The organism is Sphingobacterium populi (genome assembly GCF_001586775.1).
GTDB classification, from domain to species: Bacteria; Bacteroidota; Bacteroidia; order Sphingobacteriales; family Sphingobacteriaceae; genus Sphingobacterium; species Sphingobacterium populi.
The window spans coordinates 603,853-620,252 of record NZ_LQXS01000001.1; the positions used below are offsets into that span (position 1 = coordinate 603,853).

Below are 16,400 nucleotides of genomic sequence, written 5' to 3' on the forward strand. Positions count from 1 at the left end.
TCAATTTTTGCGCAAATGCTGTTTCCGTACGTTAATAAATACGTATAAATCGTATATCTGCGCTGCATTTTAAAGGTTATACATATGAACAACAGTTCTACCATTTAATAGTTTGAATTAAACACAGAAGAAAAATTTAATAAGTAATACTACGGTTGTAGACGGGGTACTTGTCGCAATTTTTTGGGTGCGTATGCGTGTTCTAATATTAAGCGAAACATAGCCTTTAGTAAAATGTCTATTGCATAAGTGATTTGTAGATTAACATGTCGGACTACGCAAATCGAAGTCAGCATTAAAAATTTTAAATTATTATCATGGAGAATAAAAAAGAGATACAAGGTCTAATCGATCCACGTACACGATTTCAACAGCCACCTTATCCAAAACAACAACAGCCATTTCCGGGATTGGCTGGTAAGATGGATCCTATTCCAGATCATGGCGAAACATCTTATGTGGGATCAGGCAAATTAAAAGGTCGTAAAGCATTGATTACAGGTGGTGACTCTGGCATCGGCCGCGCGGCTGCTATTGCCTACGCGCGTGAAGGTGCAGATGTGGCTATCAATTACTTGCCGCACGAAGAGGAAGATGCGAAAGAAGTTATTCGATATATCGAAGAAGCTGGCCAAAAGGGATATGCGATCCCTGGTGATATCACCGAAGAATCCTTTTGTATTAAATTGGTAGAAGATGCCGTTGCGCAGCTCGGCGGATTGGATATACTGGTCAATAACGCCGGAAAGCAGAAAAGTCATGATTCGATTGAAGATATCGATTCCCGTGATTTTGATTTGACGATGAAAACTAATATATATGCACCATATTGGATCACCAAGGCCGCATTAAAACACTTGAAACCTGGGTCGGCCATCATTGCCACATCTTCGGTACAGGCTTACGATCCTTCCGCCAATCTTTTTGATTATGCGCAGACCAAAGCAGCGAACGTAGCTTATGTCAAAGCGTTATCAAAACAATTAGGGCCGAAAGGTATCCGGGTTAACGGTGTATCACCTGGACCAATTTGGACACCATTGCAAATCTGTGGCGGGCAGCCTGAAGATGCTATTCCTGAATTTGGAGCAACAGCTCCACTCGAACGTGCCGGACAACCTGTAGAATTAGCCGGAGTTTATGTATTATTGGCAGATACGACGTCCAGTTATTCGCACGGACAAATTGTAGGTGTAGCTGGAGGTTATGGTCATCCATAAAATAGGATAAGAATCCTACTTAATCGAAATTATAAACAACAAGGTAGTGGATATATAGTATAATATATATACCACTACTTTTTTGGTATGTAATATGCAGGGTGTAATGAAAGGTAGAAGCATGAATAATAAGCAAACTGTTTTAGATAAGGCGATCACCAGAGCATTAGCATTTGTGCATGAACAGCAGCAGGCTGAGGTGCATAATAGTTCGTGTGTGCGCGTAGGTATATATGTGCATCGTCGGCAGCCACCGCTACCGCCTTTAGGCATCAATTATATCATTACCTTTAAAAGAGATGATCGTGGAGAATGGATTTATGAAAGTCACGAACGACATATTCCGGCGGTAGATTATGCAAAAATTACTAACGTAGATCCAATACTACATTATTGCGGATAGTGCAGGAGCACTATCCGCGGTCAAATATTTTGACGGTTTCGCGTAATTCGCGTATTCTTCTCTTCGTAAATTCTTCTGGTCGCATCTGCCAAGTCCAATTTCCTTGTGTCGTAGCAGGCTTATTCATGCGCATGCTGCTATCAAGATCCAAGATATCTTGCATCGGCACCATCGCTATCTTAGCACGAGAACCATAAGCTAGGCGTAAAAAAGCCTCGTTAATCTCGTGGTTATCGATTTGTTTTCCAGCATAGCAATGGATATTGCGCCGCATATTTTTATCGGTTTCCAATTCGTACCACCCGCGTGTAGTATTGTTGTCGTGTGTGCCGGTATACACCACATAATTTTCGTCATATTGATGTGGAATATGTGGAGAGGTAGCAATATCATTACCAAATGCGAATTGTAAAACTTTCATGCCGGGCATTTTTAGACTATCACGTAAGGCGTAGACTTCTGCATCAATATCACCAAGATCTTCTGCAATAAAAGGTAGCTCGCCCAGAGCTGTCCGTATTTTGGCAAATAATTCTTTTCCTAGTGCTTTTTTCCATGCGCCCATTTTCGCGGATTCAGCCGTAGCCGGTACCTCCCAATAGGCAGAAAATGCTCTGAAATGGTCCAAACGTACGCTGTCAAACAAATCGATGTTGCGTTTGATCCGTGCAATCCACCATTTAAAGCCGGTTTTCCGATGCATCTTCCAATTGAATACGGGCATGCCCCAGAGCTGACCATCCGCATTGAAATAATCGGGTGGTACGCCTGCTACGTCTTTTATACTGCCATCATCGTGCAGTGCGAAAAGCGAAGGATTAGCCCACACGTCAGCCGAATCATGACTTACGTAAATCGGAATATCTCCTAAGATAGATATGTTTCGTGCATGGCAATAGCGGCGTAGTTTAGTCCATTGATTATTGAACATATATTGTAACCACTTTTGAAATGAAATCGCAGCATGGTGCTGCTCCGAAAAGCTTTTTAATGCTGCTGGATTGCGCAAACGATAATCTGAATCCCATGTATACCACGGCCTGTCTCCCTGTTTTTCCCTTAATACAACAAAAAGGGCATAGTCATCTAACCACGATTTTTGTGCTTTGCAGAATTGCTGAAAGTCGGTACAATTTTGTACTTGCATCTGGTCAAATGCTTGTCGCAACACAGGCATTTTGAAAGCATATGCTGCCTCAAAATCTACCGCTTGACGCTGATGATCCGAGTGGCGCCTTGGCGGCGATAGCTTGCTGTTTTGAAGTGATCTCGTGATCTGTTCTAGATCGATTAATAAGGGATTTCCGGCCATAGCACTATATGTATTGTATGGAGAATGAAATTGATCTTTGGACGTGGGACCAAGCGGAAGCACCTGCCACCATTGTTGTCTGGCAGCGGCTAATTGATTGGCGAACTGATACGCTTCTTGGCCGAGATCGCCGATGCCATACGCGGATGGGAGTGATGTGATGTGCATTACGATGCCAGCGCTACGTTTGTTTTTAATCGTAGTGCCCCGCAAAATAGCGATTGGTACCTCATCGAATAGCGTGTTTATCTCGATCTTATTGCTGCTACCTTCGCTCTTTGATAGCGTATGTTGCCACTGTATGTCCAGCTCTTCGGGCAGCAGGATATGTGTATCTTTCCAGTCAAATTTTGTGATATTGTTGAGTGCATTTGGTCCAAAAGATGCAAGATGTAAAGGCATTGCCACAATGACCCAATCTTGCTGATATCTACGTGCATATGCAAGCACTTTTCGTTTGTATTTGCCAGCTACTTTTATAGGAAGATATGTGCCGTCTCGAAACAAATCTGATAATTCAGCTCTTAGCTCCAAAAGCCGATGCAAGATGCCTAATTTTATTTTGCCCGAATACCTGTCTTGCCACAAGGACGACAGCTGCTCGTGGATTGGCAAAGCTGTAATTTCCTGCAAATACTGAAGGCGCAAAGCGTAATCTACCGGTCGGCGGTTGTCGGGATCGACAAATCCTAATTCCCACAATTCGGTACCTTGATATACGTCGGGGATACCTGGGCAGGTCAATTTGAGTACCAGCTGGTTCAATGAATTGCTGATGCCAAAATCAACATATTGTGTGAAGAAAGCATGAAATTTAGGAAAGAAGGATTGCTCCTTGTCTAATAAATAAGTTGCAAATGCCTTAAAGTTGTTTTCGTATTCTTCGTTGGGTGCAGCCCAATCCGAGCGTTCCTTACCTTCGCGCAAGTATTTTTCCAAATAGGCTTTTAATCTCGAATCGTAGTCGTCGTACGGCATATCGGGCATAGGATAGGAGCCAAACAAAGTTTGAAATAGAAAGTAACGATCATTAGGATGCGGTAAGGTCTGAGCGTAGTTGGCCTCGAGATCCTTTTCCCAGCCTTTCACCGTTTCAATCCATATTTCCGGAATAGCGCTAAGGACTTGCAGTCGTGCACGTTGATCTTCTCCACGTTTGGTATCGTGCGTAGCACTTCCATTCAGTGCGGATGGCCATTTTTCCTGCCGATTAGCCATCGCCCGATGAAATTCTTTTTTTGATATGCCAAAATTTTCTGGATGATCGCCCACTTCATGACGTCCGATATGTCGGTGGTAGGTATACATAAGCGTATCTTCCACTCCCTTGGCCATTACAGGACCTGCGAATTGCATACATCGTGCAAAAAACAGCATGGTGCGTTCTCGTAAATCTTGATCCTTGTTGGATTGCGCGTCTGCAAAAATGGCTGCGAATGCTTTAATCGCTTTCTTTGGCGCAGATTTATCGTGCAAAATCTGATCAAAAACTTTCGAAATCATGCGTTGCGACGCCTCAGCAAGTGGAAAACTTTCGTCGTAAAGACGATACACCGGAAAGTAAATTAAAAAAGCCGCAATACTATCTTTCATTTCACTGGCAGCAAAAGGCGCGTCATCAGGGAGCAATCTTAAGTGCAGCAGGTAATGGTACAAGTTGTCGATTTCGCCACCCATATGATTCTGTAGAATAGCTGCCTTTTTCTGCAATTGTAATCTGTACGGATCTGCCGTAATGCCCGTTAATGCATGATAGTAATCGGTAAGTATTCTCTTACTTTTAGAATTCGTTAACACGTTGTTACACAAGGCAAGGAATTCATATCCCGTGGCACCTTGGATCGGCCATTGTTCGGATAGCTCTTCTCCGGATTCTAAAATTTTCTCGGCTACAATGTAAGTACCTGTACCACTCAGCCTACGCAGATCGCGTAAATATTGAGACGGATTGTAAAGTCCATCAATGTGATCGATGCGTAATCCATCAAAAATATTTTTTTGTAAAAGCTCCTTGATCAATACATGAGTATCTTCAAACACTTCGGGTCGATCAACATTCATGCATATCAATCCATTTACAGTAAAGAAACGCCGAAAATTGATTTGTTTGTCCGTCTCTTGCCAGTGGCAGAGGCGATAATGTTGCTGATCCAGTAATGTGGTCATAGCAGCTACATCGAGGCGAAAATGAGCAAGATGCTGCTGTAGAGTGCTCAGTTTTTTAGCTCCAGCAAAAAAAGTCAGTAAATACTGGTGTATAGAGGAGTGAGAAGGCTGCTCTGCACCGCTGTTTATTGCAGCGTGAAGTTCTTCCTTCTCCGCATCCGAAAGCGGTAATGCCTGTAATATATAAGAATAGCTGGATGGGGAAAGTGGGAATGCCTGATCATAATATTGGATTACAAATTTCCCCTTAGAAAACTGTATACTCAGTTCTTCGGCTTCGGACGCCTGTCGCAAAGATTTGCCCAATATCGGTACCATTATTTTTCCACTCATGAGCTCTGTGCTGTAAGCAGTATCAAAATAGGAGTGGTAGGCAGAATTTTTTCCCAACTCCAAAACATCCATTAGCCATGCATTATCTGGATGATACGCCATATGATTGGGTACAATATCTTGAAGCCACAGCATGTTGTACTGGCGCAATTGCTTCTTTAGCTGTATTAATTGTTTTTTAGTGCCAATTTCAGGATTAATGCGATGGCTGCTAATCCCATCATATCCATGTGTACTGCCAGGTGTAGCAGCCAATATCGGGGAAGCATATATGGTGTGAATACCGAGCTGCTGCAGGTATGAAATGATGGACGCAAAGTCAGCAAAATTAAAATGCTGATGGAATTGAATACGATACGTATTTTGTGGTTGAGGCATGAGAATGACGCGATAAGTATTATAACCGTTGAAAGAAAACTCCGGTAGCACCTGCTACTGAAAGTTCGCCGCTAAAAAGATCGGCTGTAGGGCCGGAGCCGCCCCAAGCCGGATCTGAAGTGTCCCAAATGCGTTCCCAAGTATACGCACTATCCAGACTGACGGATTGCAACGAGGAAGAGAAATTAAGGATGCCGACCATCAACTGCTCTTCAAAGGCATAGCTCAGTACGATCACAGATTTACCTTCGTCGTATTGTACGGTGAGTACTGATCGATCCACCTGCCTAAGAATGCTATTAGATTTACGAAAACTGATTAGTGCTTCGTAATAAGCCAGCATAGCTTGGTGTACTCCAGTATCGACTTCCCCCCAGTTCAGCACGCAACTAGCAAAAGTAGTTTCGGCCTGAGGATCTGGAGTTTCGCCTTCCGACTGGAATGACTTAAACTCTTCTTTACGTCCTTTCCGGACGGCCTCGACCAGCTCTTCGTCGCTATGATGTACAAAATATTGAAATGGAGTAGAGGCCGACCATTCTTCGCCCATAAACAACATGGGTACATACGGCGAAGCCATGACAGTGAGCGCCATTAGTCGTTGCATATCGGCGGAGAACAGCATGCTCGAGCGTTCTCCTAACATACGATTTCCTGTTTGATCGTGATTCTGAGAAAACACAACAAAACGCTCGCCCGGTACACCTGTCGTTTCTGTGCCAAAGAATTTTTTACGGTGTTCTGAATACTGGCCGGTATATACGTAAGCGTTTTGTAAAGCTTTCGCCAAATCTTTCACTCCACTAAAGTCGCTGTAATAACCATCTGGTTGGCCTCCTGCAGCTACCCGTAAGGCATGATGAAATTCATCGACCCACTGCCCATCCATCGCGAACCCATTTTTATCTAAAGAATCCAAATATCTCGTATCATTCAGGTCGCATTCTACGATTAGATAATGAGCACGATCTTGCGTTTCTATCCAGTTATCGGTTTCTCGCCGTATATCCTGTAATATATGTGAGGCACTCCAGTCTTTTAAGGCATGTGCGGCATCTATGCGTAATGCATCCACATGAAAGTCGGCAAACCACATCCTTACGTTTGCCAGTACAAAATCGCGTACGCCATGGCTGTATGCGTCATCAAAATTGATGGCGCTGCCCCACGGTGTACCATATTTATCTGTGAAGTATGGCCCAAAGTTTGGCGCATAATTTCCTTCTGGTCCGAAGTGGTTGTATACAACATCTAATATAATGGCTATATCAATGGCGTGGGCTGCATTTACCAATTCTTGAAAAGCTTTTGGCCCACCATACGAGTCTTGTACGGCAAATGGGAAAACACCGTCATAGCCCCAATTGCGTTCGCCCGGAAACTGCCCGATAGGCATGATTTCAATGGCGTTGATTCCTAATTTTTTTAAATAGGGCAACTTGCCAATCACACCTTTAAAATCATGAGTCGCCGTAAATGTGCCTACATGTAGCTCATAGATAATTAAATCTTTCATAGCAGGCACTTTATAGGCCGCATCTGTCCAAGGAAAAGATAAATCAACTACTTGGGATGCGCCATGTACGCCATCTGGTTGAGAGTACGAAGCCGGATCAGGGTATGTTTCCCCATCGACCACAAATCGGTAGCGATCGCCCGTTTTAATAGCATTTGTATTGGTTTCCCAGTAGCCATATTCACCGCGGTCAAGTGCGATAAGCGTCTCTAGATCTTCCACTTTGCATTGCACAATTTCTGCTGTTGGCGCCCATACCGAAATATGAGTGCCGTCGGCTGTGGTGCGAACACCGATATCATTTCTATTTGGTGTATTCACAACTATTAATTTTAGTTACTACTATTTGCCTTCAAAACAATAATGGAGCGACCCTGCACCGCTACTTCTTCGCCTGGATTAAACGTGTCATGCTCATCAATAGTATCATATTCGGTATTGATCACTTTGGTCCATTTTTTTCCATATTTTTCAGCGGGTAATTTGTAGTTTATAGTTTCGTGGTGCGCGTTAAATAAAATATAGAAATTATCGTCTTTTATTTTCTCTCCCTCATCATTCAGCGAGCGAATGCCGTTGCCATTTAAAAACACTGCTAGGGAACGCGCATAATCATGTTGCCAATGTTCGTCACTCATCTCGTTGCCTTCTGGCAAGAACCAAGCAATATCTTCCAAACCTATGCCTTTAATCGGCATACCTTGAAACCACTTACGACGGCAAAATGACGGGTGCGCTTTACGAAATGCGATTAATTGCGCGGTGAAGTTTTGTAAGCTTTCATTCCGGTTCGCCCAATCTAACCAGGAGATTTCATTGTCTTGGCAATACGCATTGTTGTTCCCATCTTGAGTGCGTGCAAATTCGTCGCCAGCGACAAGCATAGGTACACCCTGTGATAACAGCATGGTGGTAAGCATGTTGCGCATTTGTTTGTTGCGCAAAGCATTAATTTCATTATCATCGGTTGGGCCCTCGGCACCGCAATTCCATGATCTATTGTGGCTTTCTCCATCCTGATTATGCTCACCATTAGCATCATTATGTTTTTCGTTGTACGATACCAGATCATGCAAAGTAAAGCCATCGTGTGCTGTAATGAAATTTATACTGGCTGTTGGGCGGCGATAATCGTCTTGATACAGATCGGAAGACCCCATGAAACGCTCCGCAAATTCACCCAGCATAGAATCTGCGCCAATCCAATAATCACGCATGCAATCGCGGTACTTGCCATTCCACTCTGCCCAGCCGGACGGGAACTTTCCTACCTGATAACCTCCTTCGCCAATGTCCCACGGTTCGGCGATTAATTTGACTTGTGAAATGACTGGATCTTGGTGGATTACATCAAAGAAGGAACTCAATTTATTTACTTCGTGTAATTCACGCGCAAGCGTCGAAGCCAAATCAAATCGAAACCCATCCACATGCATTTCCTGAATCCAATACCGTAAACTATCCATGATGAGGCGGAGTACCGGAGGCATCATCGCATTCAGCGTGTTGCCAGTACCTGTGTAATCCATATAATAACGTGGGTCTTCTGTCAATCGATAGTACCCAGCATTATCAATACCTCGGAACGAGAGCGTGGGGCCCATCTGGTTGCCTTCGCCCGTATGATTGTAAACTACATCTAAAATAACCTCAATGCCAGCCTGATGCAGTGCTTTAACCATTTCTTTGAACTCGCGCACTTGCTCGCCTTGTATTCCATGTGCAGCATAGCGCACATCTGGTGCAAAAAAACCGATCGTATTATACCCCCAATAATTAGTCAATCCCTGATCCTTCAAATGTCTATCAGTCATGAAATGGTGGATCGGCATCAATTCTACAGCAGTTATTCCCAAGTTTTGAAGATATTCTATGGTAACTGGATGCGCCATTGCGGAATATTTTCCCCTAATCTCTTTAGGAATATCGGGATGCAACTGCGTAAAACCTTTTACATGTGTTTCGTAAATAATACTTTTATGCATAGGTACTTTTGGCGGTTGGTCACCTTCCCAGTCAAATGTATTATCTACTACCACACATTTTGGTATATATGGCGCGCTATCAAGCTTACTAAAGCTAAGGTCCTCCTGTTCGTGGCCCACTTCGTATCCAAATAAAGAGTCGTCCCATTCTAATGTTCCGGCAATGGCTTTAGCATATGGATCAATCAATAATTTATTGGCATTAAAACGGTGGCCACTTTGTGGGTCAAACGGGCCATGCACCCGATATCCATACAATTGACCTGGTTTTAATCCAGGTATAAAGGCGTGCCACACCTGATGGGTTCGTTCTTTAAATCGAATTTTTACACTTTCCGTCGGATCGTCGGTTTTATTAAAAAGGCATAATTCCACGCCTTCCGCATTTTCAGCGTAAATAGAAAAGTTCACTCCATCGCCGTTATAGGTAGCACCTAATGGGTAGGGTGAGCCGGTAAGTACTTTAGTTTCCATATTGTTGTTAATGTCTTTTTAATAGTTTGGTGATGAAATTTGGATCATCGTATGCTACAACATTGTATTATGCTGAGTTGCGAGATTTGTCTTGCGTTATAAACAGTAGTTGATGCAATTTGTTCGATCATAATTTTAGTATAATTTTCTCAATGGTAAATAAAATAGTGATGTCGATGCTGTCCCGGTTTGTACGGACGATTTTGCACTGATATTGCTTCAAGAAATAGCCAAGTAACGGAATAGGTTTTACGCATCGTTTTCGTATCGCAAAAATTTGGTAATGATTGCGCTTTATACTGTTTGTAGTGTGCATAATACCTGATTAGCATTTCAATTGATCAGGAATTTAACGCTATTAAATAGCACAGATGAAGCCGAAATGTGGAGTACTGACCTTGTAACCCTACTATTGGATTAAAAATGAATATGGCGTGCAGTCATGCCGAAAATTTTCCCCTATATATACAGCGAACTTTATGGAATGACGTTTGTTATCATAGCAGCGGTCAGCAAAACGATATTTCGCGGAGATTTTGCAGATATCCAACTATGTTAAAACAAAGCTAGGCGTACGCCTATTCGAGATAGAAAAAAGATTGATAGATACTATAACTAGGAAATAATATGCGAATTGGAATAACATTCTCTTCTTTTGATTTACTACACGCTGGACATGTAAAGATGCTGGAAGACGCCAAAGATCAGTGTGACTATCTAATCTGTGGTTTGCAAACAGACCCCACTTTAGATAGAGCAGAGAAAAACAAACCTACCCAGACCGTTGTGGAACGGTATATCCAGCTAAAAGGTTGTAAGCACGTTGATAAAATCATTCCGTATGCAACCGAACAAGATTTGGAAGATATTTTGCGTTCATTCAAGTTTCATGTTCGGATATTGGGCGACGAATACATGTTCAAAAACTTTACTGGAAGAGCGTATTGCGAAGATAAAGGTATTGAATTATACTTCAATAGACGTGAAAATCGCTTTTCTAGCTCAGCCTTAAGACAAATAGTTTTTGAGAAACAAGGCGAGATGGAAGGAACTATAGTGCCGTTTAAAGATCCAATAGTTCACCAAACTAACATCAAAAAAGTATTGCTAAAAGGATAAGTAGGAGATTATGAAAGTAGGAATAACATTTGGTGCATTTGACATGTTGCATGCAGGACAAATCATGTTTTTAGCAGCAGCACGTCAAAAATGCGATTATCTAATTGTTGGCTTGTGTACCGACGGACAGATTGATGCCGCAAGAAAAAGTAAACCTGTACAAACGCTTGTAGAACGTTTTATACAGTTAGAAGGAAATCCAAGCGTGGATGAAATTATTCCATTTGAGAATGAGGACGATCTGATGGATATATTGCAGACGATCCCGACAAACATCCGATTTGTGGGTAGCGAATATCAAAATACAAACTTTGCCGGTAAAGATTATTGCAATGAAGCAGGAATAGAAGTGTGCTACATCAACCGTGCGCATCGCTTTTCAGCCAGATCACTACGGAAAATTGTTGCAGAAAAACAAGCTTCGAAGTTGATGGCTCAATAGCATACATCGTTTGATAGAAAGCATACTGTTATACATTTGTAAGGCACTCTTTAAGGGTGCCTTTTTGCTTGTTGCAGATATATGTCAATTTTAATAAATTGGTACCATTCAATTTCGAAACCAAACTAACATGAGAATATTTCAACCTTTAGCATTAGCTTTTCTATTTTCTAGCCTCGGCGCTAATGCGGCATCGCATGATAAAAGACCATTCAGCATGCATCCGCAAGCGAAACAGATTCTCGCGCAAGATAGTACCTCTTGGGATCAGCGTTTGCCTTTTGATGATGGTGTCATTACAGGAAAATTGGAAAATGGTTTTACGTATTACATTCGTAAAAATGTGGAACCAGAAAATCGTGTGACGATGTATTTGGCTGTTAAAGTGGGATCTATTTTAGAAACCGAAAAGGAGCTGGGTTTAGCACACTTTTTAGAGCATATGAATTTTAATGGATTAAAGCATTTTCCAAAAAATGAGCTAGTTGATTATTTGCAGCGAGCAGGTGTTCGATTTGGTAGCGACCTAAATGCCTACACCGGGTTTGATGAGACGGTATATCAATTACCGATTCCATCGGACGATCCCGAATTGCTCAAAAATGGATTGCAAGTAATGCGCGACTGGGCACAAGACGCATTATTAGATGAGGAAGAAATTAATAAAGAACGTGGCGTTGTGTTAGAAGAATTGCGCGGTTCACGTGGCGCACAACAACGAATGCGCGATCAATATTATCCACTACTGCTCAATGGTTCGCGATATGCTGATCGTTTGCCGATTGGTACAGAAGAGATCATTACCCATTTTGAACCAACAACCATTCGCGAGTTTCATCAAAAATGGTACCGACCAGATTTGCAGTCGATTATAGTTGTGGGTGATATTGACCCGCAGATGATCGAACAGGAAATCAAGCGGCTGTTTGCCGATATGAAAAAACCTGCTGCTCCACAAGAACGGAAAAAATATACAGTAGATTTACTGGATAAGAATCAGTTCATGGTAGTGACCGATCCCGAAATGCAATATACCGTTGGCCAGATCATTATAAAACATCCTGAGGAAGAAGTGAAAACCGTAGGCGACTATCGGCGCTCACTCTTAAAAGCCGTCTACAACGAAATGATTAACGGCCGATTAGGCGAATTGACGCAATCGGCTAATCCACCATTTCTACAAGCTGGAGTGGATATCGGAGAATTTATAGGAGGCTTAGATAATCTATCTGCCTATTTTGTAGCCAAACCTGGAGCGATCGCAGAAGGGTTCAAATCGGTCGTGCGCGAACTTGATCGGGTAGATGAATTCGGTTTTACTGATTCAGAGTTCTCACGGGCAGTTGTATCCATGCATAAAAACAACGAACGAGCGTATGTGGAGCGCGACAAACGTCGGTCAGACAGCTATGTCAACTCATACCTAGCTCATTTTCTAAAGGATAATAGCGTAGTAAGTGATGAGTATCGTTACCAGATCACTAAAGAATTGTTGACTACGCTGACCTTATCTGAAGTAGAAGCAATCGGAAAACAATATTATGTAGATCAAAATAGGGACGTGCTCTTTTTGGCTCCCGACAAAGAGGAAGCCAATCTTCCAAGCGAAGCAACAGTCAATGCATGGCTTGGCGAGGTCAATCATGAAACCTTAACAGCATACGAAGACAAGGTTTCGGATTTGCCGATATTAGCTGCCGAACCTACGAAAGGAAGCATTGTAGACCGTACGGATCTTTCAGTCATCGAAGCAAAATCGTGGAAACTTAGCAACGGTGCCACCGTGGTGCTCAAGCCGACGAAGTTCAAGAATGATGAAATTTTGATTCATGCATTTGGGCCGGGCGGAACATCCTTGTACAGCGATGCAGACTACTTTGATGCATCCAACGCCGCTATGCTCGTAAATAGTAGCGGACTTGGACAGATGAGCACCGTAGAATTGCAAAAATATCTTTCCGATAAAAAGGCGAATATCAGCCCGTTTATCGGAGAACGCACACAAGGAATATCTGGTGCTGCAGATCGGGAAGGTTTAAAGACCGCCTTTGAAATGATTCACGGTTATTTTACAGCACCAAGGATCGAAGATGATGTTTTCCAAAGTACGATTGGACGGATTGTATCATCCATGGAAAATCGGGAAAATAACCCTTCTTTCGTATTTAGCGAAGCGATACAAAAAAGTCTGTACGGGGATAATATCCGCCGTAATCCAGCTACTGTGCCTGATATTCAGTCTATCGATCAACAAAAAGCATTAGCCATCTTTGAAGAACGATTTGCCGATGCATCGAATTTTACTTTTATGATCGTAGGCTCATTTACAGATGAAGAAATCACACCGCTGATCGAGCAATACATAGCATCTTTGCCTACTCAAGAACGCGATAATGCCGCAAAAGACCTACACATTGTGGAACCTGAAAAAGGATTCGAAAAAGTAGTACACAAAGGCAAAGAAGATAAGGCGCAAGTACGTTTATCTTTTTACGGAGATTACGATTATACCGAAGCCGAAAATTTGAATATGGATGCGCTAGAATCCGTCTTGTCTATCAAGCTCATTGAGCGATTGCGGGAAGACGAGAGCGGTGTGTATGGAACTGGCGCGAGCGCAAGTTATCGCAAGCAGCCAAGCGGTCGGTATGCTTTTCATATCGGATTTGGTACTAGTGTCGACAAATATCCCGCGCTCATCCAATCGGCTTTGGATGAAATCCGTAAAGTAAAAGAGCAAGGCCCCACGCAGGTCGATCTTGAAAAATTCTTCATAGAACAAAAACGTCAACATGAGGTAAACTTAAAAGACAATCGTTTTTGGCTGAATTCGCTGAATGAGGTGCTCACAAATGAGGAGGAGTTCGTATCAATTGTCAATATCCAGGAAGATATGAAAAAAGTAACCGTAGAGTCGGTTAAGGCGGTAGCCAACAAATATTTGGATGAAGACCAATTATTCAAATTTATCTTACTACCAGATGCTAAGTAAGCAATTGGTTACGTTATCATACGAAAAAGGGCTTTCCATGGAAAGCCCTTTTTTTATGTACATTAATCGTTGAATTTTCTCTTTTGTCGCCTGTATAAAATAAATATTACAATAGCTAGCAACAGAATGCCAATTAAAACATAACCGGTTGGCGATGATTCAGTTTGATTCACAGATGGAGTTTGCCCCATCAAATCGGAAAGAAACCCACTCAACACCAAGCCACACAACCATCTTTTCATAATAATACGATTTAATAACCAATTTGAATCTACTCAAATTAGCTTTAAAAAGCAATAGTGATGCCAACTAAATTTTTTGCCGCTTGTTTTTAATAAAATTTACTAATTCTGCTACGTAGTTGGAAGAAAAATCAAAACGACGCCCGCTGTTTCATAAATTTTGCCGATCGGAACGGTATATCCGAGTTTCAGTGCCGCTAGATATTGTGTTATAGCACGATCACGGTTTTCTAAGTAATTTTTCCAGACAGAAATAGCGCCTAGTTGTGCAAAACCATATTCAATGTAATAAAAAGGAACCTCAAAGATGTGTAACTGCTTGTGCCAAAGGTATTGTTCCGCTTCTTCGTGATTGTTCCAGTCTGCAAAACCTCCGCCAAAAGTCCGATAAATTTCTTTCCAAGCTTGGGCGCGCTGTTCTACCGTGTGCGCGGGGTTTGTGTAAAGCCAATGTTGAAATTTATCCACCGTAGCTACCCACGGTAAGGTGGATAAAACATCGTCCAACTGTTCTTTCTGAGCACGCTTCAAATCATCGGGCTCTGTTAAGAAGTGATGCCATTGTTCCATAGATAATAATTCCATTGACATGGACGCTAATTCTGCCACTTCCGAGGGCACGTCCTTAAAATCATTTAAAGGAAGTTCAGCACTTATAAACGTATGGATCGCGTGGCCGCCCTCATGTACCATCGTCGTGAGATCTCGCATCGTACCTGTCGCATTCATAAATATGAATGGTGCGCCAGATTCGTATAACGGATAATTATATCCACCAGGCGCTTTTCCTTTCCGACTGTCTACATCAAATAATCCATTCATTTTCATCGTGCTGATGCATTCACCCATATAAGGATGCATAGCCGCAAATGCTTGTTCGGTTTTGTCAATCAACTGTTGACCAGAATCGAAAGGTTTCAAAGGAGGGAGGTTTGCTGGATCAACTTGCATATCCCACGGTTTCAATGCCGTTAACTGTAGCTTGGTTTGACGCTCATCTGCCAATTTTTGTAAAACGGGTACTACGTGATGCTCCACCGCGGTATGGAAAGCTTCACAATCTGCCACGCTATAATCAAAACGACCCATCGCTACAAACATATAATCGCGGTAATTCGTAAATCCAGCATTAAGAGCAACTTGATGACGAAGTTGTAGCAAATCTTGAAAAATATCTTCTAATGCTTGAGTTTGTTCCAGACGCACGGCCGTAATCGCTTCCCAAGCTTCTTGGCGAACGGCACGATCGGTATCCAACAATCGTGTAGCGGCCTGCTGCATCGTATATTCTTCGCCATTGAGCTTCACAGACATACTGCCTACGATAGTTTGATAGGCCTGCTGCTTAAGCTGAATCTCGGTAAATAAAGGGATATTCTCGGTGCGAAAAATCTCTAAAGCTTTTTTTACTTTTCGCAGATAGATGAAATAGCGATCGTGATTGAGCGCGTTTGTCCACGGACTGGCTATTAATTTCTGATCCAATAAGTTTTGCAATGGAGCAATCTTCGGCTCTATTTCGGTTGTGAAGTAGCGGAAATCTTCAGCATATTCCTCATTGTCCGTATGGCATGTCATTTTAATATAGCGCCAAGCCTGATCCTCTTGCAGTACGGCATCAAGCTCATTGCGATCCGACATCCACTTTTCGAGCTCGGATAGGTCGTTTATTTCTCGCTGTTGTAATTCTGTAAATAATTTCTCCAGATTCTTCCACTTCATTGGTAGATCCTGCGGTACATATGTTCTTGGCTTTGCCAATGTCGTCTTCATATTATGTGCGTTTGTGATGATGCACGAAATTACTTATTTTTTTGA

The 16,400-nt window shown here is 42.4% G+C and carries 10 protein-coding genes; 5 read left to right on the forward strand and 5 right to left on the reverse strand.

All coding sequences use genetic code 11. The features are described 5' to 3' along the window. The first annotated feature begins 317 nt into the window (after nucleotides 1-317). Entirely contained in the window at nucleotides 318-1,220 is a 903-nt protein-coding gene (locus A0125_RS02360) for an SDR family oxidoreductase (RefSeq protein WP_066751566.1), read from the forward strand. Between the two features lie 121 nt (nucleotides 1,221-1,341). After that, nucleotides 1,342-1,623, forward strand: a complete 282-nt coding sequence (locus tag A0125_RS02365) for a hypothetical protein (protein ID WP_156472384.1) — start codon at nucleotides 1,342-1,344, stop codon at nucleotides 1,621-1,623. A 10-nt stretch (nucleotides 1,624-1,633) separates the two neighbouring features. On the opposite strand, the gene treY is transcribed toward A0125_RS02365, so the two are convergent. From treY to glgX, 3 genes are read right to left on the reverse strand one after another with little or no spacing between them, the layout of a single operon-like run. Further along, nucleotides 1,634-5,812, reverse strand: coding sequence for a malto-oligosyltrehalose synthase (treY, locus tag A0125_RS02370; protein ID WP_156472385.1), 4,179 nt, complete (start codon nucleotides 5,810-5,812; stop codon nucleotides 1,634-1,636). 19 nt (nucleotides 5,813-5,831) lie between these two features. Continuing rightward, nucleotides 5,832-7,649: a malto-oligosyltrehalose trehalohydrolase gene (treZ, locus tag A0125_RS02375; protein WP_197464736.1), complete on the reverse strand. Its 1,818-nt coding sequence runs from the start codon at nucleotides 7,647-7,649 to the stop codon at nucleotides 5,832-5,834. A gap of 11 nt (nucleotides 7,650-7,660) precedes the next feature. Continuing rightward, nucleotides 7,661-9,787: a glycogen debranching protein GlgX gene (glgX, locus tag A0125_RS02380; RefSeq protein ID WP_066751574.1), complete on the reverse strand. Its 2,127-nt coding sequence runs from the start codon at nucleotides 9,785-9,787 to the stop codon at nucleotides 7,661-7,663. A 627-nt stretch (nucleotides 9,788-10,414) separates the two neighbouring features. Between glgX and A0125_RS02385 the strand changes: the two genes are divergently transcribed. The 3 genes from A0125_RS02385 (at nucleotide 10,415) to A0125_RS02395 (ending at nucleotide 14,340) form a co-directional block, all read left to right on the forward strand. Next, a complete protein-coding gene (locus A0125_RS02385; RefSeq protein ID WP_082784854.1) occupies nucleotides 10,415-10,906 on the forward strand; it encodes an adenylyltransferase/cytidyltransferase family protein in 492 nt (163 codons plus the stop codon). A gap of 10 nt (nucleotides 10,907-10,916) precedes the next feature. Continuing rightward, entirely contained in the window at nucleotides 10,917-11,348 is a 432-nt protein-coding gene (locus A0125_RS02390) for an adenylyltransferase/cytidyltransferase family protein (protein ID WP_066751577.1), read from the forward strand. A gap of 130 nt (nucleotides 11,349-11,478) precedes the next feature. After that, entirely contained in the window at nucleotides 11,479-14,340 is a 2,862-nt protein-coding gene (locus A0125_RS02395) for a M16 family metallopeptidase (protein WP_066751580.1), read from the forward strand. Between the two features lie 62 nt (nucleotides 14,341-14,402). On the opposite strand, the gene A0125_RS15310 is transcribed toward A0125_RS02395, so the two are convergent. Continuing rightward, nucleotides 14,403-14,582, reverse strand: a complete 180-nt coding sequence (locus A0125_RS15310) for an LPXTG cell wall anchor domain-containing protein (protein WP_082784855.1) — start codon at nucleotides 14,580-14,582, stop codon at nucleotides 14,403-14,405. 111 nt (nucleotides 14,583-14,693) lie between these two features. Further along, the gene (locus tag A0125_RS02400) at nucleotides 14,694-16,355 is read right to left on the reverse strand and encodes a M3 family oligoendopeptidase (RefSeq protein ID WP_317038792.1); all 1,662 of its coding nucleotides are present in this window, start codon (nucleotides 16,353-16,355) and stop codon (nucleotides 14,694-14,696) included. Between the last annotated feature and the right edge of the window lie 45 nt (nucleotides 16,356-16,400).

What these genes read in the sequence shown, in the direction of transcription:
- A0125_RS02400 (WP_317038792.1), bottom strand. Translation starts at nt 16,355, where the DNA reads ATGAAGACGACATTGGCAAAGCCAAGAACATATGTACCGCAGGATCTA.
- A0125_RS02395 (WP_066751580.1), top strand. Translation starts at nt 11,479, where the DNA reads ATGAGAATATTTCAACCTTTAGCATTAGCTTTTCTATTTTCTAGCCTC.
- A0125_RS02385 (WP_082784854.1), top strand. Translation starts at nt 10,415, where the DNA reads ATGCGAATTGGAATAACATTCTCTTCTTTTGATTTACTACACGCTGGA.
- treY (WP_156472385.1), bottom strand. Translation starts at nt 5,812, where the DNA reads ATGCCTCAACCACAAAATACGTATCGTATTCAATTCCATCAGCATTTT.
- A0125_RS02390 (WP_066751577.1), top strand. Translation starts at nt 10,917, where the DNA reads ATGAAAGTAGGAATAACATTTGGTGCATTTGACATGTTGCATGCAGGA.
- A0125_RS02360 (WP_066751566.1), top strand. Translation starts at nt 318, where the DNA reads ATGGAGAATAAAAAAGAGATACAAGGTCTAATCGATCCACGTACACGA.
- A0125_RS15310 (WP_082784855.1), bottom strand. Translation starts at nt 14,582, where the DNA reads ATGAAAAGATGGTTGTGTGGCTTGGTGTTGAGTGGGTTTCTTTCCGAT.
- A0125_RS02365 (WP_156472384.1), top strand. Translation starts at nt 1,342, where the DNA reads ATGAATAATAAGCAAACTGTTTTAGATAAGGCGATCACCAGAGCATTA.
- glgX (WP_066751574.1), bottom strand. Translation starts at nt 9,787, where the DNA reads ATGGAAACTAAAGTACTTACCGGCTCACCCTACCCATTAGGTGCTACC.